Here is a 21436-nt window from a genome sequence, read left to right on the forward strand (position 1 = left end):
CGATGCTTACGGCAGTTCTTCACGGTAAGGCAGGTCGAGTCGAGATTGATGGTCGAGTAATAAGTTGGCGTGAGCTTTTCCGAAAGCGAGAAGATCTGCTGACTGGGGTACTGTTCGGTCGTCTGTCCTATTTGAGTGATGACGCACACAGCCAGGTTTTGAGTCTACTGCTCGGCGCAGACATTTCCTCCGCCCTGGGGGCTCTTCAAGCTATCGAGTTTTGGCCAAAGTTAGGAGTAGGGAAACGTCGAGGATTTGTAGAGCCTGACGTGCTCATCGACTACCTCAAACTTCAGGTATTGGTGGAGGTAAAACCTCCCCATGCCGGTACCCAACGGCTAGCTCAGTGGCGAGCTGAGGTAAAGGCCCTTCTGCTTGAAGAGGAGGAATCGAAGCCAATTGTGCTACTCGCGCTGGGGCGAAATCCAAACCATTCGAGCGATTTGGCGGCTGCTCTGCAGGATGAGTTCGCCGGGGCAGGTTTGCAGGTTGTCTGCAGAGAATGGGGAGAGGTGATGAGAGGTCTGGCCTTGATTCTAGCAAAGGCAGATGTGAGAGACTCGCGCATCATCCAGGATTGGCTTGAAGCTTTTAGCCTCTTTGGAATGAACAACGATTGCGCTCCGTTCAGCGACCTATTTAATCTCCTCTCGCCGGCAGACCAGTTCAGCACATGTTTTGATGTACTTCAGGACTGGCGTGCGGTGAGGCCACGAAAAATGACACAGCAAGCAATCGATTGGCAATTCTTGATGCCGTTAGTACGTGCTCTTGAAGAGGATGAAAGAAGATGGAAATGAATCGTGAACAAGTGAATATGCTCGTTAACCAGGTGCAGCGATCGCACCGCCTACTCGCAGGTTTCTACAAGAGGATTCTACCGTCCTTCGACGAAATTGCAGCGAAATTCGGCAGCACGTTTTGGTTATGGGATCCTATCGATTTCGAGCGCCCTTCACGTTCAGGTACACGTCCATCTCGAAAATGGGCTTGGGACTACCTGCCACTGATGAATGCCAAATTCCTGTACATAAGGTCTGACGGTGAACAGCCTGCTCTATTGGAGTTTCATCTTCATACCGAACCTACAGTGCTGAAACCGAATCGCTCGGGAAATGGACAGCCCGACCCACTAACGCTTGGAGAGATAGCTCCAAACGTCAGAATTTATGCTTACTGGATAACTGATGGAGGGCAATCTGATGTCCTAGAGCAATGGAGGGAGGCTGAGTATCCTAGTGGTGATGCTCTTTCCCGATCGGTACTCACAGAGACACTCGAGGGGACATGGTGGGATGTGGAACTCTCAGATTTCGTTGCCTCTCCAGAATCAACTGCTGAGCTCATCAGCCAATTTGTGTCTTATCCAGTAGTCTGATGAATCTACCGCATCAGCACAGGGACGCTAGATATTGCGGGGGACAACCTCATGAACTCGAAATTGTGTGCTTATCTGGCCCAGAGAGGCGCTGAGATAGACCAAATGAAGCGTACAATTTTGGGTATGGCAGAGGCGGGGGAGCCGCTTTTGCAGCTACACTGCAAGCAATCCGTGCCTATCACGCAGCACAGGCTGAAGGTAGGCCCACTGCTGAAGTCGAGCGACTGAGGCTAGAAGCTGATCACCTTTACCAAACCGTCATTGACTATCAGCTTCATTCAGCTGGTACGTTGGGTGAAACCCAGCACTGAAGCGATCATGGCAACAGTCGCTCAAGTATGAGCTATGCAAACTGCTCCAGATTCGGGATGGCCGAAGTGCGCGAGCGATCTAAGTAGTGCCCCTCAATCCCAACTGTTCGGGCACCGTCTCGATCACATCGGATTGAGTCGCCTACCATCCACACCCCAGATGCAGATGCTCCGGCAGATTGCCCCGGCCTGGTACTAATCATCTCCAGCAGGGCCTGGTAGATTCGTAAGCGTCCGGCCAACCCACCTTCCTGACCCAGACGCCAAAGGCGATGGTGTCCACCTAATTTAAGTGGACATCATTTCTAGCCTTTAAGAGGGTCTTTCCATGCAGCTACAACGCCGATCCTATTCCAAATCCTTCAAGGCCCAGGTAGTCCAAGAGTGCGCTCAGCCCGGCGCGTCGATTGCCAGCGTCGCGCAGCACCACAGTCTTAACGCGAACCTCGTCCATAAATGGATTCGGATACAAACGAACAAAGCCATGGAGCGGCAACCTGCTTTCATTCCGCTACCTTTGCAGCTGGCCGGAGGGCATTCCCAGGCTCCGTCATCGAGCATCTCCTTTGAAATCCAGCACTCGCGTGGCACCGTCAAAGTGAACTGGCCGACCGAAAGCGCTGCCGTCTGTGCCTCCTTTCTGCGAGACCTGTTGCGGTGATTCGAATCGATGCGATCTGGCTCGCCACCGAACCGATGGATATGCGCGCCGGCACCGAAACGGCGTTAGCCCGGGTCATTGCCGTGTTCGGTGCGGCGAAGCCGCACTGCGCTTATCTGTTCGCCAATCGCCGCGCCAATCGGATGAAAGTTCTGGTGCATGACGGCGTGGGTATCTGGCTGGCGGCGCGACGATTGAATGAAGGCAAGTTTCACTGGCCCGGCATTCGGCACGGATCGGAGGTCGAACTCGATAACGAGCAACTTCAGGCTTTGGTACTGGGCTTGCCATGGCAACGGGTCGGTGCAGGCGGCTTGATCACAGTGCTGTAACGCCTGCCATTAGCCCATCGGTTTATCGCTGCTGACTTTTGGCTCTGGCACAATCAGCGGCATGACTTCCTCGCTCAATCTCGATCAAATGACACAGGAACAGCTCCGTGCCTTGGCCGAACAGGCCTTGCAGTTGCTGTCCCAGGTCGACTCGATGGGCCAGAAAATCCACCGCCTTGAAACGGTCAACGAGCAACTCGCTCATGAGATCGCCATCCTCAAACGACACAAGTTCGCCAAGCGCAGCGAACAGCTAAGCCCTGACCAAGGTAGCTTGCTCGACGACCTGCTCGACACTGATATCGCGGCCATCGAGGCCGAGCTGAAGGCGGTCAATCCGCCACCTGCACCGGACGAGCTACGTCAGAAACCCAAACGTGCGCCGCTGCCACCGCAGTTCCCACGTACAGTGATCCGTCACGAGCCAGAAAACACCCAGTGTGTCTGCGGCTGCCAACTTCAGCGCATTGGCGAAGACGTCAGCGAGAAGCTCGATTACACACCCGGCGTGTTCACCGTCGAGCAGCATGTGCGTGGAAAATGGGCCTGCCGCCAGTGCGAAACACTGATCCAGGCGCCTGTACCGGCCCAAGTGATCGACAAGGGCATCCCGACCGCAGGCCTGTTGGCTCATGTGATGGTGGCGAAGTTCGCCGACCATTTACCGCTGTACCGGCAGGAGAAGATTTTTGCTCGGGCCGGGTTTGCGATTGCTCGCTCGACACTGGCGCAGTGGGTCGGACAGACCGGCGTACAGCTCCAGCCTCTGGTCGATGCGCTGCGTGAACAAGTGTTGGCCCAGGGCGTGATCCACGCCGATGAGACTCCGGTTCAGATGCTCGCGCCCGGCGAGAAGAAAACTCACCGCGCTTACGTCTGGGCCTACAGCACCACGCCGTTTTCAGCGCTCAAGGCTGTGGTTTATGACTTCAGTCCCAGTCGTGCAGGCGAGCATGCGCGCAACTTCCTTGGGAAGTGGAACGGCAAGCTGGTATGCGACGATTTCGCTGGCTACAAAGCCGGTTTCGAGAAAGGCATCACCGAAATTGGCTGCATGGCCCACGCCCGTCGCAAGTTTTTCGATCTGCACGTGGCGAACAAAAGCCAGCTGGCTGAACAAGCGCTGTACTCGATTGGCGGCTTGTACGAAGTTGAACGTCAAGCTTGGGAAATGAGCGATGAGGATCGTTGGCGAATACGCCAGGAAAAGGCAGCCCCGATCATCAAAACGCTGCATGACTGGATGTTGGCCCAGCGTGATCTGGTGCCCAACGGATCGGCAACAGCCCGAGCCCTGGATTACAGCCTTAAACGCTGGGTAGCGCTGACGCGTTACCTGGACGACGGGGCTGTGCCCATTGACAACAACCAGGTCGAGAACCAGATCCGGCCGTGGGCACTTGGACGCTCAAACTGGTTGTTTGCTGGATCACTGCGCAGCGGTAAACGCGCGGCGGCGATCATGAGTTTGATCCAGTCGGCGCGGCTCAACGGGCATGATCCTTATGCTTACCTAAAGGATGTGCTGACTCGTCTACCGACACAACGCGCGGGTAAAGTTCATGAACTGTTGCCTCACGTATGGCGGCCTGCTTAATCTGAAGCCAAAGTTGGCCACCTAACTCTTGGATTGTCCGGATCGACCGTAATATGTTTCCCGTTTCTGGCTGATTATCAGAAATCCTCGTCAGGCTATTCTTGCCGAGAAGATTCACTGACGCTCTACGAGGAGACGCTGATGTCCACATTGTTTACCCCAGGTTCCGTTGGCAAATTGCACACCCCTAACCGAGTGGTCATGGCGCCAATGACGCGTTCGCGCAGCACACAACCTGGCGATGTCCCTAACGCCATGAACGCGGTGTACTACGCACAGCGTGCATCGGCTGCGTTTATCGTTACCGAAGCCACGCAGATCTCCCCGCAGGGCAAGGGCTATTCCTATACGCCTGGCATTTACAGCGACGAACAGGTCGCCGGCTGGCGCTTGGTGACCGATGCGGTACACGCCGCTGGTGGTCGTATCTTTCTGCAACTGTGGCACGTGGGGCGGATGTCGCATCCGGACTTCCACAATGGGGAGTTACCCGTTGCGCCGTCTGCAATCCCGTTTGAAGGCAGCATCTGGAAAGTAGATCCATCAACGGGTGTGGGGAGCATGGTCAAATGCCCGACGCCGCGTGCACTGAGCCGTGACGAAATACACGACGTCATCAACGACTTTCGCAAAGCTGCGCGTAACGCCATGGCGGCAGGTTTCGATGGCGTGGAGGTGCATGGTGCCAACGGTTACCTGATTGACCAATTCATGCGCACCACCTCTAACGTGCGCACGGATGAATACGGCGGCTCGCGGGAAAACCGCCTGCGTTTTCTTAAAGAGGTCATGGATGCCGTGATCGATGAAGTGGGTGCCGACCGCACTGCGATTCGTGTTGCTCCATTTCTGACCGCACGCGGCATGGCTTGCACGGACATTTTGCCGACAATTCTGGAAGCGGCTACGTATTTGCAGGAGAAAGGCATCGCCTACCTGCATCTGGTCGAGGCGGACTGGGATGATGCCCCAAAGTTTCCTGAGGAGTTTCGTCAGGCTGTGCGTGAGCGCTTTCGTAACGCCATTGTGGTGGCCGGCAAATACGACCAGGAGTTGGCAGACTGGGTGCTGAGTAAGGGCTATGCCGACTTTGTCGCTTTCGGTCGCAAATTCGTCGCCAATCCGGATCTGCCATTGAGGCTGGAGAAGGGCTATCCATTAGCCGGGCTGGAAGGTGCTGAGTTGTTTGGCGGCACTGAACGCGGTTACTCCGACTTTCCTGCCTGGTCTCAGCAGCGCTGAGGCATACGCTGAGTGAATCAACACAGAAATCTTCTTGAAGCCAGCTCAAGTCGCCAGCTTCAAGGAGATTTCGTCCATCAGCAATTTTACTCGACGAGTCAATGCATGCCCGGAGGGATAGACAATTTGCAAGTCCACGCCCTGCAACGAATAGGCCTCCAACACCTCAATCAGACGACCCGCTTTCAAGTCATCGCGCACATCGATATACGACTTGATGCAAATACCATGACCTGCCAGACACCACTGGCGTACTTGATCGCCGTCGTTGGCGACACGCCTACCTGAAACCAAAACCTTGAAGGAACGCCCATCAGCGCGGAACTGCCACTCACGATGGATGTTGGCGCCGAAGCGCATCAGGATGCATTGCTGCTGGGCCAGTTCAGATGGATGTTTCGGCGTTCCATGAACACTCAGATAGGCTGGTGATGCACACACAACACGCCGCCCCTCGCTGAGTTTTCGAACACGCAGCGTGCTGTCCGACAGCGCACCATAGCGAATGGCAAAGTCGATGCCTTGTCCAGCAAGATCCAGAAAACCGTCAGTCAAATTTAGATCCAGGCTGACGTTAGGATTATCTTCGAGAAACTGATCCAGGATGGGCACGATACGATTTCGCCCTAGGTCAACCGGTGCGCTCAGCCTTATGAGACCGGAAATACGCTCTGTCCCCAGTTTGATATTGCTCTCGATGTCTTCAGCGTCTGCAAGCATTCGACGTGCGCCGTCCACCAACATTCTCCCCTCGTCAGTCAGGCTGATCGAGCGGGTGGTGCGGGTCAGCAATGTCGCCCCGTAATGCTTCTCCAACGCACCAAGCCGTTCCGAAACAGAGGTGGGCGATAGCCCTACCTCTCGGCCTGCCGCCGACAAGCCACCTTTCTCGACGATCAACAAAAACAATTCAAGATTTTCGAGGAGCATTATCCGGATTCCCCTGAATATGATTGCGCTTTTAGCTGGATTCTACGCGAGGTAAATCATCGATATCGTTACTTCATTGACTCAATGAGGAACCTATCATGGTTATCGATCACGTCACTCTGCGTACCCATGACCTCAGAGGGACTCGCGATTTCATGATGCGAGTTTTTGATCTGGAGGATGGCCGTCGTCCCACCGAAATCAGCGGCATCGCAGGCCATTGGTTGTACAGCGATGGCCTGCCTCTAGTTCACATCATTGAGGCTCGTGGCCATGGACTGCTTCGAGCAGCAGAGTTTATTGATCATGTCGGTTTTCGCATGGGGGACTACGACATGTTCAAAGCAAAACTTGAGCACCTTGGGGTTGCCTACAGAACGACTGAGATCCCAAGCCTTAACGAGCGGCGTATTTTTCTACGCACTCCAGGCGGAATTTTGCTCGAAGCTGTGTTCCCTAATTTTACTGAAGAGGCCTGATAGCCAACTGTCGCGTGCCACCTTTTATTCTTGGGGCGTGTCGATTTAAAAGCACTCGTACCAATGGGGCCGATTCGCCGTAAGCAATCTGGTCTCCCATTTTGGGCAAAACAATGGTCTGTCATCGAACAATGCGTTGGTGGCGTGGTCACCTATAGCGCATAGGCTAAGATGATAATTCGCTAACGTCAGAGTATTGGTTTTTCCGCACGGTCGCTGACTATTTGATCCATCCTTGATGCCTTTGCTACGCATCCCCCTGCGAAACCTCATAGACCTAAAAGGAATGCTCATGAACAAAGCGATGATTTACGGTATGGCGCTCACACTCACATCATCGGTTTGCTGGGCAGCCGACAGGGTCTCCACCGTACCGGTGAGCTTCGTGAAAGGAGCCAATAGCGCCCAGGTTAATGGCACCATCAAAGGCTACGACACTGTCGAATACACGTTGGCAGCGAAGTCGGGACAGCGCATGACTGTGCAGATCACCGGCAACAGCAACGCTAACTTCAATGTGTTCGCGCCAGGAGATCAACCGGGACAGTCCAGCGCATTGGGTAGCGGTGGTGTTGGCTTAGATTGGACTGGAGCACTACCGGCATCGGGCAAGTACAAGGTGCAGGTGTTTCAGATGCGCGCATCCGCCAGGCGGGGTGAGGCTGTGCCATACAAGGTCAGCTTCAGCATTGACTGATCCCTTGGGGAGTGATTGGAAAACAGGATTATCCTCCTCTGGGTTCAATTCTTGACGTCTATGCCTAACGAGGGTTGATCGCCAAACCAGCGGCAGCCAGTCTCATTTTGTCGCGTTAAGATATCGTTCTAAATTTTGAGCACTATTTCCTTTTTTTCATAACCTAGGCGGGGCCAATGCGGTCGTCTGTGATCTGGCAGGGCATTATTGCGAGTGTTCTCGTCACTTGCTTGGCATTGGGCGTCATGGGTGGGGTCGGATGGCTGCTGACGCTCCATAGCACCGAGCGCCAGCTAGAAGACATTGCTGGTTTATTGTCCCAGCGTGCCCAGGCGACACTCCTTCAAGCTTCAACTGCTCTGAAGTCAGTTGCGTCCAGCGACCTGCTGCCTTGCAGTCCGGAGAGCATCGACCAGATGCGTCTGGTAGCGGTCAATACCCTTTCAGTGAAATCAGTCGGCTACGTTCAAGAGGACATTTTCGTATGTGGCTCTTGGGGGATGATCGGAAAAAAAATCGACGCACTGCCTGCGGATTTTACGACTGACGATGGTGTGAAAATATCGATAGGGGTGTCACCCCTGTTGGAGTCTGCCAAGCCACTGATGGCTTTGGAATATGCAGCCTTCAACGTGCTTGTCGATTCGGAGCAATTGTTGGATGTGCTGTTCGATCATCGTGTCAGGCTTGCGATAGCTACGACTAACGGCGATCTCATACGTGCCAACAGCCAAGGAAGCGAAACCATCGTCACGCTGGCGCACATGGGCCAGACCCGAGGTCTTAGGGAGGGCTACCTCTATACATCCATCCGCCAAGGTTCCTGGGTAGCGATTGCAGCGATACCCCGCGCTGAACTGTTGCGTATTCTTCTGTGGCATTCGGCCTACATGCTCCCGCTCGGCGCTTTGCTTGCAGGCTTCGCGGTGCTCGGTATCGTGCGAATATCGAAGCGGCGTCTATCGCCCGTGGCGGCCCTTGAGCGCGCGGTGAAGCGGCATGAGTTCGTGGTGCATTATCAGCCTATTATTGAGCTTGAGCAGGGGCGATGCGTGGGGGCGGAGGCGTTGATACGGTGGGTAAAGCCCGGTCATGGGACAGTGCCCCCTGACGTATTCATCCCCCTAGCGGAGAAGAGCGGCCTAATCCAGGCCATTACTGAGCACGTCATGATCCAGGTGATACGCGACCTGAGAAATGTTCTTGTGACAGATCGCTCGCTGCATGTCGCCATCAACCTCGCAGCATCCGACGTGAGCAGCGGACACTTCATGAATGTCCTAGATGAGATAAGGGCGAAAGCCGGAATCCTCCCTTCCCAGATTTGGCTAGAGGCAACCGAGACGGGGTTCATGGATTTGAGACCGGCGAAGGAGACCATGAGCAAAGCCCGCGCGTTGGGTTATATGACGGCACTGGACGATTTCGGAACTGGATATTCAAGCCTGCAGAACCTCCAAAACTTACCGCTGGATATTCTGAAAATCGATAAATCTTTTGTCGACGGTATTTCTCAACCGCAGGCGGCAGCGACGCTCATCGACCATTTAATCGACATTGCGCGTACGCTGGACTTGGCGATAGTCGCGGAGGGTGTGGAGACCGCAGAGCAAGCAGCGTATTTACGTGCCCACAACGTCCGCTACGCTCAAGGTTGGTTCTTCGCCAAAGCAATGAGCGCTGAATCGTTCGTGTCTTATCTGGCTGGTGAGTCAGAGGCTTTGCTCAAGCAGGCGGGTAGGACGTAGATCGACTCTCAAAGTGATCGAGTAAGCTGCCGATGATGCACCGGCAGCCTATGCAGATTAAGGCAGCAGCGTTTCTGCATCCTGCGAAGTGTGCAAATTCACATCAAGCTGCTTTGAGGGAACCGAGACGCCTGCCCGGTGGAGCGCGGCCAGCACACGGGCAATTATCTCGCCACGCAGCTTCACCCAACTGCTGATATCGTGCGTCCATGCGCTTATCGTGAAATTCAAGGCGCCATCCCCGTAGCCAGTCAACATGACTGAAGGGGCTGGCCGCTCAGCCAACTCCGGTGTGTCACTCAGGACGGCACTTAATACGGCTATTACCGTAGAAGGATCAGAACCGTAGGCGACGCCTATGGGGATTTCAATACGTCTGCTTTTATCAAACATAGTCCAGTTGGTAAGGTTGCCGTTGAGCAGCAGGCCGTTAGGCACAACCACATCGGCGCCATCTGATGTGCGAATTGTGGTCGCGCGTAAGCCGATCTCGCGTACGGTGCCTGAGGTTCCTGCTGCATCCACCAGATCGCCAGGCTGAATTGGGCGTTCAAACATAAGCACTAATCCAGACACAAAATTGTTCACTACGTTCTGGAGCCCGAACCCAATCCCCACACCCAGCGCACCAAAGATCAGCGTCAGTTGGCTGACCTTGAACCCTGCCGCAGACAGTGCCACTAACAAGCCCAGCAGCAGAACACCGTAGTAACTGAGCGATGCGATGCTATTGCCCACCCCTCTCGGCAACCCTGCATGGTTTGGTAGCTCTGCACGAAGCAGTCGTCTTACGGTGCGGGCTGCCCAAAATGCCAGCCAGGCAGATAACAGGAATACCAGTAAATGACCGATATTTAGGGAAACCTCCCCTACATCGATACCAAACTCCATAACGGTGCTACCTACGCTATACAGCGGCCGCAGCACGCGGAACCGATCCATGCTGTAAACGAGCCAACCGATTGCAGCACCCACTATTAGCAGGCGAGTAAACCCTGACTGCAGAGAGGTCTCTTGGTGACGAACGAAATGGCGATTGGCGAGTTCCGGCTGGCCTAGCAGCGCTTGGAATAGCCCAGCGCATGCGGCGATGCCTGCATAGAGCAATAACGCCATATAGCCACTATCGATCACGCCACTTGTAAGCGTTTCGGCCAATGAGGTGTTACCGACGATGTTGGCCACAAGCGCCACGGTGAGTAAGGCCGCAGCCACCCAACCGATGGGGCGCATGACTTCCTGTAGTCGACTGTCAGGAGTGTGTAGGGCAGGTATTGCCCGACAAAGAAGCCAGAGGGTAAGCACCAGTGCGATGCCGTTGACTGCAAGAAGGTAAAGCCGGTAGATCCCTCCGTTGTCGGCCGCCAGGATGCCCAAGCGATCCAGGCCGTACAGGGCAATTGCTATATATGGCCACACGCCAAGAGCACGGAGCGCCCCACTGGGCAGCAACCGCAGCACTGGCACCAGGGCGACTAATAGCGCAACTTCCTGAGCCAGTAACGGGGCATCTGGCTCAAGCACAAGCACGGCGAGCATGCATAGCAGTAGCCAAGTTGAAAAAGGGCGCCGTAACGCGCGTGTCAGCTTTGCCGGCTCTTCTTTGAAACGTTGCGAGCGTCGGCTGCGAATGACCAACCACAAGATCAGGGGCAGCAGCAGTATCTGTACCAGCTTAAGAGCAAGCTGATTGGGGGTGCTTGCCGAGTTGTAGTTGCGAGCAAACTGCTCTTCTATCTCCAGGCCTCGCCACATGGCGTCCCATGTCGAGGCCTGATCCATACTCGAGCCAATGCCCTGCCAAAGAGGTGCCACATCGAGACGGAGCAACCTGCGATCAAGGTCATCGAGCGCGACTGCCACCTCGTTACTACCGGCTTCGATAGTGGCTTTGAGCTCGCTTGCTTGCTGCATGAGTGCAAATTGGCGTGAAAGCTCTACTCCGAGGGCGGCCTCTGTGGCATCAATCTGTGTGAGCATGCTGCTGATGCGAGCGGAAAGCACTGACGGTAGCCCATCCAACAGTCCCGCAGCTTGGGTGGATGACCAAATAGCGCGTCGCTGTGCCAATTGCAGAGCGTTATCCGAGTAAGGGCTAAAGGCTCTGCGCGCTTGCATATCCCACCGCTCCAGACGGCGCGCATCGAACTCCCAATGTCGAGCCAAGCTTTCAATTCGCATAACAGGCAGCTCACCAAAAACGACGCTGTGAGCGGTGTGCTGTTTGGCGTAAGCAGGACGAGCGATATTGTCGAGCGAGCTACTCAGGTGATCGACTGGATCCGGCGAAGCAAGCAGCCTCTTTATCCTATCCACACGCTGCTGGTCTTCGTCGGCACGATCAAGGATGTCGGTCAGCGCAATCGGTGAGGCTTTCGTCGAGGGTATGTTCGGCAATATGGCATTGCCGGGTGGCGTATCAGCATTGGCAGGAGTCGAGAAGCACACCAGTGTCGTCACTACCCACAGCACTACCGCATAAGCCAAAGCTGAATTTTGCACCATGCGCATTGGTTGAGGCGTCCGTTCGTAAACTGTCCAATAGGCTGAATCCTGTTCGAAGGTACACATATTCCGACAATGGTTACAAACCTAGCTTAAGAATCTAGTATCTGCTATCGAGACACGATGTTTGGGCTGGGGGCCTGGTAGGGCGGCTTTAGCCAAGGGAATGCTGGTAGTGAAGCGGCTACGGGCTGGTCTCGAAAGAACGAGATCCATTTGCAGATGACGCTGGCATTGATGCCATGGCTGATGGCAACACTGAACACGGTGCGACAGGTTCGAGGCATTCCTGAACGACCTAGGCTGTGAAGGGTTGAGATAAGAGGATCGTTCGAGCATGAAAATCAGGGCTATAGGGATCGCGTCCGTCTAAAAATGCGCCGGCACCATCGCCCTTAAAGCTGGAGTTTGGAAGATGAGTTCGCCGGACGCTTACGTAGATTCGAGGATCGGGTTTGGCGGCACCGACTTCAAAGCTGAATGCATAGGCATCCATGCTGGGGAAAAGGCGCTTCACCGCCGCGCCATAGGGTTTGGCGAGGTTGCTGCAAATCCCACCTGCAACATCACGCTCCTGGAGCGTAACGATTGCTTTGATCGCGTCAGGGTATGCCTCGATGCAGTCGAGCTCTGCGTGCAGAGCGGTCTCGATCTCGTCCGTGCGTGACTGTGAGGGATGGATGCCCAGATGCTCGGCGACACTGCGCAGATCCAGGTTCAGCGTCATGATGAGATGCGCATCGCCAGGGTGAGGGCGCCGGCCCTGCTTGATTCCTTCACGCAGCAGTTGGCGGTATGGGTTCGTTCTGTGGCCTATCCGCACAACCGTGCCGAACGCATCGAAAATGGCCGTTTTACTGTTCATCAGCTCTCACTCCGATCTTGTGATGACGGTAAGGCGATGCTTGGGCTACCGCTATGTACACTTGATACGGACGGTCAATCCATGAAGGCGAGCTCCGCCTGCATACAGTTCGACTCATGACCGCTCCTGGCTCTACAAGGCAAGCGACGCATTTGGAGGCCCATCTCTGGGATCGCTCGAAGGCCGGGCAAGCCATCTTCCCGCTGCAGATCTGCGACCTCTAACTGCAGCTTGGAAATCAGCTCAGAAGAAGGCTTGCCGGTTTCCTCACTGAGCGTAAGGGTGAGGAGGGGAATAGGACTGAGCTCCAGGCGTCGACTTACGTGATCGAGCTTGACCAATGGGATGCTCGACTTACCCAGCTCCAGCTTGGAAAGGTAGGTACGGCTGGTAGTGTCAGCGAAATCTCTCTGGGTGATGTTGCGCTTGCTACGCAGTGCACGAATCACGCTGGCGAAGGAGGCTTTGAGTGTCATGCTTCAGTCTTGTCGGATGGCTATCTCGATAGGAGGCTACGCATTCAGCCTATCACGGCTGGAAAACAAGGACTTCCTTGCGTATACCTTTGAAAGACCCAACCAACGGCCTCTATAAAGCCGCTACTCGAGGACGAAATGTGAACGTAGGCGACTTGATCGCAGAGCTTCGTAAGTACGACCCTGACCTTCCAGTTCTGATCCCACGGTCTGATTGCTCAGCCCTGGAAGACGTTGTTGCGTGTTACCAAGACGTTGTGCGCGAAGGGCAAATCATGGGTTTCGAGTCTCTGAGCTGGTTCCCGGAGGAGGCCGATGATCCTGGCTCCGAAAATCATGAGGTTGTCGTCATCGACTCCAGTCTGCCTATCCCAACGTGAGTGAAATGAAAATGAAGCCGAAGGATCTCAGCAAGGTCTTGATGCCGGATGATCCGATGTACACCGAGGCCGTCGAGGCCTTGAAGCGGTACCACGAGGCTCAATCCGGCGGCGTCACGGGTGCGGAGTTGGAGCGCTTACGGATGACTGCCGAGCTACAGTTCCAAGCGGTGACAGACTATCAGCTAGGTGCGCTAGGAGGGCCGCTCCCGAAAATTCAATAGCGGCGCGCCGTTAGGGGAGAAAGCGGCACGTTGAATCGACGGCGGTCGGCTAGTACGTGCCCCCTCAAAGCTCGCCCTGACTTGAGTCGAACCCGCTCAAGTCACCCGCGTGATCATCGTTAATTCGACCAATTGCTTGTTGCTTAAGAAAAACGGGGCGTTTGCGATTTCGAAGGGGCACGCAAGCATCCGGGATTCTGCTAACAATTGCCCTTGCTCTGGTACGTTTGGAGAATCTATTTCAATTCATTGCGAGGCGGTTGAATACCTCTCGGTAGATTTCACCATCAGCCAAAGCAAAGAGCAGCATCTCTACCTCATGGATGCGCCTGTCATCTCCCCAGAGATCCTTGCTCACCTTGCGCACGATGGAAAGGTACAGAAGGTATGCATCTTGCTCTGATACAAAATGCTTTTTTCTCATGCTTTTTGGATCACTGCTCTCCCCAGGGATCAACCGCTCTGCCAGCAGCAGTGTGGTGATGTCCAGCATCTTCAGCCGCGTGTTGCGACCTTCAGGCATCGGGAAAATAGGATGCTTCGCACCTGTGAGGTAATTGATGGCGTTCAGAGAGTACGCAACGCGAGCATCATAGATACATGCCCAATCTGGGCAGACGATAGACGCCCACTTTGACCAACTGCTGATGAGCTTGAAGGACGGCTTAAACCCAGCCGGCATCGTTGTCGAGCCCCGGTGAGAGGAGAAGAGCTCCAGCGTCTCGTTGACCTTCGAAAAGCGCGTAATGCCACCCCACACCTTGATGAAATAGGTCGCTACTCGGCCGTGCTCAGCTTCGCAGCAGGTTGAGAGCACAAGATCTCGAAGACCTGCTTTCAGCTCAAGGGTGCGTTCGAAAGAGTTTTTTCCTGAAAAATCGATACCAAACTCTGAGCTCGCGAAGTGGTCATCGAACGTCCAATCGTAAAGAGACGGGAGATCATCTTTCTTCTTCCGCAGAAATTCCGCTACAGCTCCATCCATCATCTGTCCGCCATTAGCAATGACGCACATGATAGCAAAAGGGCACTACCACTTGGGTACTGAGCTGGCGGTTTGAGCACCCGAGCTTAGGGAGCCGCCCTTACCCAAATCCCTCCAAGCCGATCGACCGCATCGTGACAAACGCGTCCGACGGATGAAAGAATCCGTGAAATGAGTAAGAGGCTTAGAGCTTCCGACGCCCGCATGACGGATTAACACCGGTGCGTCGATAGTGTCTATGTGATGTTAAAATAGTGCCATTTGCCATCATGGGAACGGACTCACAAATGACCGATCTTTCTATCCTCCATCACAATCAGCATTTCGTCGATCTAGAAGCCTTGCAGGATCAGGGGCAACAAGAGCTTCAAGCAGACCGTCTTGGAGCTGAAGGGTTTTCCAATGACGCAGCCGCTCTGCAAACGGGGGCCATGGTCACCTCGTTTCTCAAGTCCTACGAAAAGCATAAAGACGTCGTTCCCTTAAATCATTGGCTGACTCAAGAGCTTCAGCGACATGTCTTGAGCTGGAATCATCCTGGGGAAGCTCGGGAAATTGCACTTGAGATCATTGAAAGCACTGAGGTCGCAAATCGGCTCCATGGCTCGCTCCAAACCCATCTCGAGAAGGGTAACAGCGAATCCAGCTGGTTAGCTCGACGCCTTGAGGAGAGCGCCGCAACTCAAGGCAACGTAGAGCTGACAGCCTATGCGGCTTGTATTGATCGTGCCCTAGCGGACGCAACCAATGATGCGTTGAGCACCATCCTTCGTAAGGATGGAGGCGTCAGCCAGGCCTATAACCTTGATGGCTTCATTGCTGAGCAACACCATGCTTCAACCTTCAATATCGACGCTGCTGCCCAAGGAAGCTCATACCGAGCAAAGGTGTTAACGCCTGAAGCCGGGAATGGTGGGTTGGGCAAGAACTCGATGGATATTGGGATCTACGATAAGAACGGAAAGCTGGTTCGCCGTTATCAGTCCAAGTACGGTCAGGACGCCGAGTCCACTGGAGCTCTGTTCGAGAAGGGCGACTACCGAGGGCAGCGCAAGCTCGTACCCAAGGGGCATGGAGATGAAGTACATAACTCCAGCGAAACCATCAATATCGATGGCGTCAGCTCACGGCCACTGACGAAGGAAGAAGCTAAGCAGTTGCAAGAGCGCGCTCAGCGTGAGCAAGAAGCCAGTCAATACGAATGGAGTGATGCTAACCGGCTGACTGTTGCAAAGCAGATCGGCAAACAGGCATTGATCAGTGCTGGACTCGTTTCTGGCTTACAAGGGATTCGAATCTTTGGACGCAGAATCTGGAATGGCCTGAGTGGGCAAGAAAACCCTGCGCTGACTGAAGACTTGCAGGAGTTCCTGAGCAGCAGTGCTAAAGGAGCAACGCAGGCCGGGGTTCAAGTTGCTGTAAGCGGCGCGCTAGTCGTCGCAGTGAAAAATGGCTGGCTTAAGGTTGGTAAGAACACCCCAGCCGGTGTAATCGCGAACATGGCACACCTCGGCCTGGAAAATGCCAAGTGTCTCTACCGCTTTGCAAAGGGCGAGCTCAGCGGCCCTGAGGCCGTAGACGCAATGGGGCAGGTCACTACCAGCGGGGTAGTTTCACTCCTGACTGCAACAAAAGGGGCAGCTGAGGGAGCTGCATTTGGTGCTTGCTTCGGCCCTGTCGGTATCGCCGCAGGGGGGCTGATTGGCGGAATTGTTGGCGGCCTTGCAGGTAATGCTGCTGGAGAGGCGATCTATGAGGCCGGGAAGCGGATCGTCAGAGCGGGGGCCAAGGCAGTCGCTGATACCGCTGCTGCGGTCTGCGAAGGCGTGAGCCGAGTCGCAAACAAAGTCTTAGACAAATTGAAGTTCTGGTGACAATTATGAGCCTTCTGAATCAGCAGTTCTGCCAGCATGTCCATGCAGGATCCCCGGCAATCTATCTCGTCAGCACCGAGGAAGAGCGGGTAGATGCCTTCATCAGAGAGCTAGCTCCGGCACTATCCATGACGCGTGTTCAAGAGTGGAACATGGGACATGGCTGGGTAAAATTTGATACCAAACGGCCACTCGCATCTGACTTGCGGTCAGCGCGAACAGACCTCGAGACGTGCCTGCTCGAGTTGCTCGATGATGATGAACTCGATGGCTGCCTAATCGTTGTTAAGGACGCGAATCAGGCCCTTGAGCAAAACACTCTCGCCGCTGCTCGCCTGAAACAGCTGTTGAATCGCATCGAACGGCATCATAGCGGACAATGTGCCGTGCTCTTGGTAGGAGCATCGTTCACGATTCCTAGCTCCCTTGAGTCACAAGTCACATTGCTGAATTTGCCTTTACCAGACCGGAGCACGATCCGCCAATTACTCAGTGAGATCCTCATAGAGAACGAAGCCTCTGTCCCCGATCATTTGAGCGCAGCCATCGTGTCAGGCCTAAGCGGACTGACTGCGCGGGAAGTGCGGCAGGTGCTCAGAATGGCCGTGAGACCAGGTGAGTCGATCACTCAATCCGACTTCACCATTATTCTCTCCGAGAAAAAGCAGATCATCGCCAAGAGCGGTGTCCTGGAGATGGTCGACGCCAACGTGCGTGCCTCTGATATTGGAGGTCTGCACCGACTCAAGGAGTGGCTGCAGCAACGTGGCCAGGTACTTCAGCGATTAGATCAAGCACTCGCGAACGGAGTGACTCCACCAAAAGGAGTGCTCATCGCCGGTATGCCTGGATGCGGCAAGTCGTTAACTGCCAAGGTTGCAGCTGACCTGTTCCAGATGCCCCTGCTGCGCCTGGACATAGGCTCGCTTCTCGGTAAGTACGTGGGCGAGTCAGAGCACAATATGCGTCGTGCATTGTCGATGGCGGAGACAGTCAGCCCCTGCATCCTTTGGGTTGATGAGCTAGAGAAAGCCTTCGTCGGCATGGGAAATTCAGGCTCTGAGGTGTCATCGCGGCTCTTGGGTTATTTTCTGACCTGGATGCAAGAAAAGTCAGGAGCAGTCTTCGTCATCGCTACAGCGAACGACATCACAGCGCTTCCTCCAGAACTGCTTCGGAAAGGGCGGTTCGATGAAATTTTCTATGTGGGCTTTCCTAGCGGAGAAGAGCGGAAATCGATCCTTGAAATTCACTTGGCCAAAGCGAAGCAGACCAGCGAAGGTCTGGATCTGGATGTGATAGTGGATGCCTGCCGCGATTACTGCGGTGCGGATATTGAGAATGCGGTTGGGGAGGCAGTCACGACCGCATTCATTGACAACAAGGCTCTGGATCAGCAGCTTCTGCTCAACGCAATTCAATCCACCGTGTCATTGCGTGAGACGCTCCGGGAGCAGGTAGGTCGCTATGAGGAGCTATTCGAGAAGCTGAAACTTCGCCCTGCGTCCGATCAGGGAGGCATGAGCGTCGCCCAGATGATTCGTATGGCGGACGACCCTAACCAGCTCAAACGTGAGGATGTGGCCAAATCAAGAGATTGCCCAACCGACCTCCTCGAAAAGTTGGTCACAGACCCACAGATTGCTGTTCAGAAGGCGGTTTACGCCAATCCACGGTGCCCTGAGCGCCTTCTGTCTATACGAATCAACATTCGGGCTGGGTCGCCAGACTTCAACTCGGAGCTACTCCAGCTAGCCTGTGAAAATCAGAACGCACCATTGGATCTTCTCTCGCACCATCTCAAGGACAAGAGCTTTGGAGCTGAGATCCGTTTCGCAATTGCAAAAAGTGCGCATGCCCTTGGGCTGGCTGAATATCTCATCGCTGATGATGATGTAAAAGTGCGTGCGGCTCTCGCGGGGTGCATTGGTTTGCCCGAGGCGCATCAACTCAAGCTTAGCTATGAGTACGCCAACCAAGTCGGAGAGGCTCTAGTCGCCAACCCAGGCCTTTGCAATGCCGCAATGGAGAATATTTTTCCCCGACTCCGGGATAAGCAAAAAATAAACCTCGCTAAATGTGCTGGATTAAGCCACGACACCATGATGGCCCTAGCGGAGGATGAGAACCAACTGGTGAGACAGTCTGTTGCAGGAAACTCCGACCTACCGGAGAGTATCCAGATGACACTCGCCGAGGACGGGGACGATGGAGTGCTTGATGCACTTGCAAATAATCCGCGGCTCACTGAGACCGCTCGGTCGCTCGTGCTTGAGTCAAATCACGGACAAGTCGGCACGTTTTTGGACATGGCTCGTGTGGTTGATGTCAACTCGATACTGAAGGAGTTGGCTGAAAAATCGGTCGACTTCAAGAAGGAACTAGCTAGCCGACCAGGGCTTGCCGATCAACTACAGGTTGCTCTCGCAAGCGATGCCAATCTGAACGTCAGGTTAGCAATGGTTAGAAATGCTGAGCTTTGTAGGCTTGCTAGGAATATTCTTGAGAAAAGTGACTCGACACTTATTAAACAAGCGCTCGGGTCGCCAACATCTGGCCTATGGTTGAGCAACTCGGCCAGCTTCGCAAAGATCGCGTCCGAGACCGCAGCCATAGCCATAGCCATAGCCAGCAAAGCCAGAACCGAGGAGGCGCTCAAATGGCTGGATGAAAACTCCAAAAAATAGGCCCGGAGCGCCCCCCCCCAAGTTCTGAAACGTGGCAAATTTTGGGTTTGGAGTGCTGTTCTGATCTGATTGCTAGCTTGGCCGGTTCCGCCGGCCCAGCTATTAGGTTTCTGAGCTTGTATGGGGGAAGGGCGCAGCACTAAGCTGCAGAGAATGAGCGATGTGAGGCAGAGGGCATGCAGCGAATAAACAGCAACTGATCTTGCCCGACGACTCTTTGTATTAGCAGGCCATAAAGCGCTACGATCAAGCTAAGGTGGAGCGCCTCCGTCTTGAGGCCGAATACACAATTAAGTTAGTCATCGACTACCGCGGCTTCCTCCAGCGCCGCTGCAAGCACCTCCAAGGCGTCAGCCAAGCGGGAGTCCTCACGCGCGTCCCCACTGCTGGGAGTAAACTCCCAGCAGTGGGGCAGCAGCGCGTCGCGATCATTGTGGTTCAGATCCAGTTGAATATGCATGGTCGAGAATTCCGAGGTGGTTGAGCCGCACCTGGCGACTTAGCTGGCGCTCAAGTGCGCTTTAATCGAATATTGCGCATTGTTGACAAGCCGCGAGGACAGGGTATTGAAGGTTGAACAGGAGGCGCAGGTTTGGCTATGCGCTATTGGGCATTATCGCGCTTGTCTAACGTCGATAGTGAGTGATGCAGTATCAAACTACCGCCGAAAGCCCGGCCTGGATAGCTTGACTCGCGTGTACAGACAGGATGTCGGAGCAGAGGTATTTGCTATACTTGAGAGCGTCCTTCCGAATACCAATGTGCCGCGCACGGATAGCAGTTACATCCATATCCGGCAGCAACTTCGGTCTCATGTTAGCTATCACGTACTCAAGCGCCTTGTGGATGAGGAGCTCGCGCCAGCTGAGTTTCGGGACGCTCTGCTTTCGATTGATCTCGGACTTTGACAATAGAGCAGTCCAAAATTTCCTACTCTGCGAAGCACAGCTCGGCTTGAGAGGAAGGGGAAGCAACCGTCCGCCGGCGGGGAGAGGTGGCCCGTATCGCACGGATATCTGAGAGTGATGACATTCCTAAGCCTTTAAGCGCCCCATTGGCTTCCAAGTCTGATACGTCCGCTTTGAATTGCTGTACGAGCGTATCAACAGGTTGGCCGCTCTCCACGCTAAGCGTCAATGTGAACAGTGTCAGAGGACTCACCCCCATCGCCTCGCTGATGGCTATCAGCTTGTCGACGGTTGGGCTTGAAAGCCCATGCTCCAGCTTCAGCATGTAGCCTCGGCTGCTAGCACCCGAAATGTTCTTATGCGTGAGCCCGCGGCTAGTTCGGATGGCTTTCAGCACAGTGGCGAATCCTGTTTTGAGCGACATTGATGCTCCTGGCCAAGGAGAGGTGGAAGGGCCCACGCACACCTGTTGCAGCGGAAAGACCCGACGTAGAGCAGCAGAGATTACCACAGGCACTCAACTCGCCTACTAACCTGAGGGATCATTCTGGGTACAGCAGATGCTCATTCCTGACATCCCGATACCCCCCTTTGCCGGAGATGCGCTCGTGTCCAGCGGCCAACAATGCCAGTTGATTCCACTGATTTCTTCGAGACAAGTAGTGATACTCACTGTATTTCAACTATTTTCCTGCATGCGCCCTTGAAATTTTTTTCGCGAGACGGAGTTCTATATTTGAGGACAAGAAAAAAGCGAGTGGTGTTCAGCCGCAGATGATCTGCAAGGTTCACACACCGTTTTGCCGGTTCGGTTTTTGCTCTGACGGTTTCCAGATTAGGCCTCGTTGCCAGGCTCGCATCTTCATCGCCCCGCAGGGGCTAAGGGGGAATCGCCTTCTTCGCAGCCTTGGGCTGCGCTTATTCTTTGAATACAAAGCAACACGCCAAATTTTACAAAAATTTACTCGCAAGGCTTCGCCGTTTACAGGAGCGAGCAGTGCGAAGCGCGTCACGGTCGGTCGCTCAAGGTAGTGGGTCAATCGTATGGAGGACATTTCTACGCAGTCGGGGGATCTCAAGAGGCTCAGAATTAGACCCTGATGGCGCACAAAAACCGTTACACGCTCACACAAGTATTCACAAATCCTGTTCGG

19 protein-coding genes are annotated in these 21436 nt (G+C 54.5%); 12 read left to right on the forward strand and 7 right to left on the reverse strand.

From position 1 onward, the window contains the following. Positions 1-2: 2 nt before the first annotated feature. The 6 genes from AC58X1_RS02985 (at position 3) to AC58X1_RS03010 (ending at position 5524) form a co-directional block, all read left to right on the forward strand. Complete coding sequence (locus AC58X1_RS02985; RefSeq protein WP_497428285.1) at positions 3-800, forward strand: hypothetical protein; 798 nt, start codon at positions 3-5, stop codon at positions 798-800. Continuing rightward, positions 791-1378, forward strand: a complete 588-nt coding sequence (locus tag AC58X1_RS02990; RefSeq protein ID WP_497428286.1) for a PM0109 family protein — start codon at positions 791-793, stop codon at positions 1376-1378. The genes AC58X1_RS02985 and AC58X1_RS02990 overlap by 10 nt, the downstream gene beginning before the upstream one ends. Before the next feature lie 642 nt (positions 1379-2020). Continuing rightward, on the forward strand, positions 2021-2353 hold the full coding sequence (tnpA, locus tag AC58X1_RS02995; RefSeq protein ID WP_497428287.1) for an IS66-like element accessory protein TnpA: 333 nt from the start codon (positions 2021-2023) through the stop codon (positions 2351-2353). Continuing rightward, positions 2350-2685 carry an IS66 family insertion sequence element accessory protein TnpB gene (gene tnpB, locus AC58X1_RS03000; protein ID WP_076384763.1) on the forward strand — a complete coding sequence of 112 codons (336 nt, stop codon included), beginning with the start codon at positions 2350-2352 and terminating at the stop codon, positions 2683-2685. The genes tnpA and tnpB overlap by 4 nt, the downstream gene beginning before the upstream one ends. A gap of 112 nt (positions 2686-2797) precedes the next feature. Beyond that, a complete protein-coding gene (gene tnpC / locus AC58X1_RS03005; protein WP_497428761.1) occupies positions 2798-4282 on the forward strand; it encodes an IS66 family transposase in 1485 nt (494 codons plus the stop codon). Between the two features lie 141 nt (positions 4283-4423). Next, complete coding sequence (locus AC58X1_RS03010) at positions 4424-5524, forward strand: alkene reductase (protein WP_497428288.1); 1101 nt, start codon at positions 4424-4426, stop codon at positions 5522-5524. 45 nt (positions 5525-5569) lie between these two features. On the opposite strand, the gene AC58X1_RS03015 is transcribed toward AC58X1_RS03010, so the two are convergent. Further along, positions 5570-6454: a LysR family transcriptional regulator gene (locus tag AC58X1_RS03015; RefSeq protein ID WP_497428289.1), complete on the reverse strand. Its 885-nt coding sequence runs from the start codon at positions 6452-6454 to the stop codon at positions 5570-5572. 98 nt (positions 6455-6552) lie between these two features. Between AC58X1_RS03015 and AC58X1_RS03020 the strand changes: the two genes are divergently transcribed. From AC58X1_RS03020 to AC58X1_RS03030, 3 genes are all read left to right on the forward strand, one after another. Further along, the gene (locus tag AC58X1_RS03020) at positions 6553-6933 is read left to right on the forward strand and encodes a VOC family protein (protein ID WP_497428290.1); all 381 of its coding nucleotides are present in this window, start codon (positions 6553-6555) and stop codon (positions 6931-6933) included. 292 nt (positions 6934-7225) lie between these two features. Beyond that, positions 7226-7630 (forward strand): hypothetical protein, encoded by a 405-nt coding sequence (locus AC58X1_RS03025; RefSeq protein WP_497428291.1) that lies wholly within the window; start codon positions 7226-7228, stop codon positions 7628-7630. 176 nt (positions 7631-7806) lie between these two features. Then, positions 7807-9378, forward strand: a complete 1572-nt coding sequence (locus AC58X1_RS03030) for an EAL domain-containing protein (RefSeq protein ID WP_497428292.1) — start codon at positions 7807-7809, stop codon at positions 9376-9378. A 57-nt stretch (positions 9379-9435) separates the two neighbouring features. Here AC58X1_RS03030 and AC58X1_RS03035 read toward each other — a convergent pair whose 3' ends face one another. The 3 genes from AC58X1_RS03035 to AC58X1_RS03045 all read right to left on the reverse strand — a co-directional run bounded on the left by AC58X1_RS03035 (position 9436) and on the right by AC58X1_RS03045 (position 13224). Continuing rightward, positions 9436-11889: a mechanosensitive ion channel domain-containing protein gene (locus tag AC58X1_RS03035; protein WP_497428293.1), complete on the reverse strand. Its 2454-nt coding sequence runs from the start codon at positions 11887-11889 to the stop codon at positions 9436-9438. 292 nt (positions 11890-12181) lie between these two features. Next, positions 12182-12748 carry an HAD family hydrolase gene (locus tag AC58X1_RS03040; protein ID WP_497428294.1) on the reverse strand — a complete coding sequence of 189 codons (567 nt, stop codon included), beginning with the start codon at positions 12746-12748 and terminating at the stop codon, positions 12182-12184. Between the two features lie 74 nt (positions 12749-12822). Then, positions 12823-13224 (reverse strand): helix-turn-helix domain-containing protein, encoded by a 402-nt coding sequence (locus tag AC58X1_RS03045; RefSeq protein ID WP_497428295.1) that lies wholly within the window; start codon positions 13222-13224, stop codon positions 12823-12825. A 385-nt stretch (positions 13225-13609) separates the two neighbouring features. Between AC58X1_RS03045 and AC58X1_RS03050 the strand changes: the two genes are divergently transcribed. Continuing rightward, positions 13610-13828 (forward strand): hypothetical protein, encoded by a 219-nt coding sequence (locus AC58X1_RS03050; RefSeq protein WP_497428296.1) that lies wholly within the window; start codon positions 13610-13612, stop codon positions 13826-13828. A gap of 241 nt (positions 13829-14069) precedes the next feature. Here the strand turns inward: AC58X1_RS03050 and AC58X1_RS03055 are convergent, their stop codons facing one another. Next, complete coding sequence (locus tag AC58X1_RS03055) at positions 14070-14816, reverse strand: hypothetical protein (RefSeq protein WP_497428297.1); 747 nt, start codon at positions 14814-14816, stop codon at positions 14070-14072. 284 nt (positions 14817-15100) lie between these two features. On the opposite strand from AC58X1_RS03055, the gene AC58X1_RS03060 reads away from it, so the two are divergent. Further along, positions 15101-16687, forward strand: a complete 1587-nt coding sequence (locus tag AC58X1_RS03060) for a hypothetical protein (protein ID WP_497428298.1) — start codon at positions 15101-15103, stop codon at positions 16685-16687. A 5-nt stretch (positions 16688-16692) separates the two neighbouring features. Next, on the forward strand, positions 16693-19374 hold the full coding sequence (locus AC58X1_RS03065) for an AAA family ATPase (protein WP_497428299.1): 2682 nt from the start codon (positions 16693-16695) through the stop codon (positions 19372-19374). Between the two features lie 295 nt (positions 19375-19669). Here the strand turns inward: AC58X1_RS03065 and AC58X1_RS03070 are convergent, their stop codons facing one another. Both AC58X1_RS03070 and AC58X1_RS03075 read right to left on the reverse strand, forming a co-directional pair. Then, positions 19670-19834, reverse strand: coding sequence for a hypothetical protein (locus AC58X1_RS03070; RefSeq protein ID WP_497428300.1), 165 nt, complete (start codon positions 19832-19834; stop codon positions 19670-19672). 470 nt (positions 19835-20304) lie between these two features. Then, positions 20305-20706, reverse strand: coding sequence for a helix-turn-helix domain-containing protein (locus tag AC58X1_RS03075; protein WP_497428301.1), 402 nt, complete (start codon positions 20704-20706; stop codon positions 20305-20307). Positions 20707-21436: the final 730 nt, after the last annotated feature.

This window comes from Pseudomonas sp. PGPR N4, from assembly GCF_059693665.1.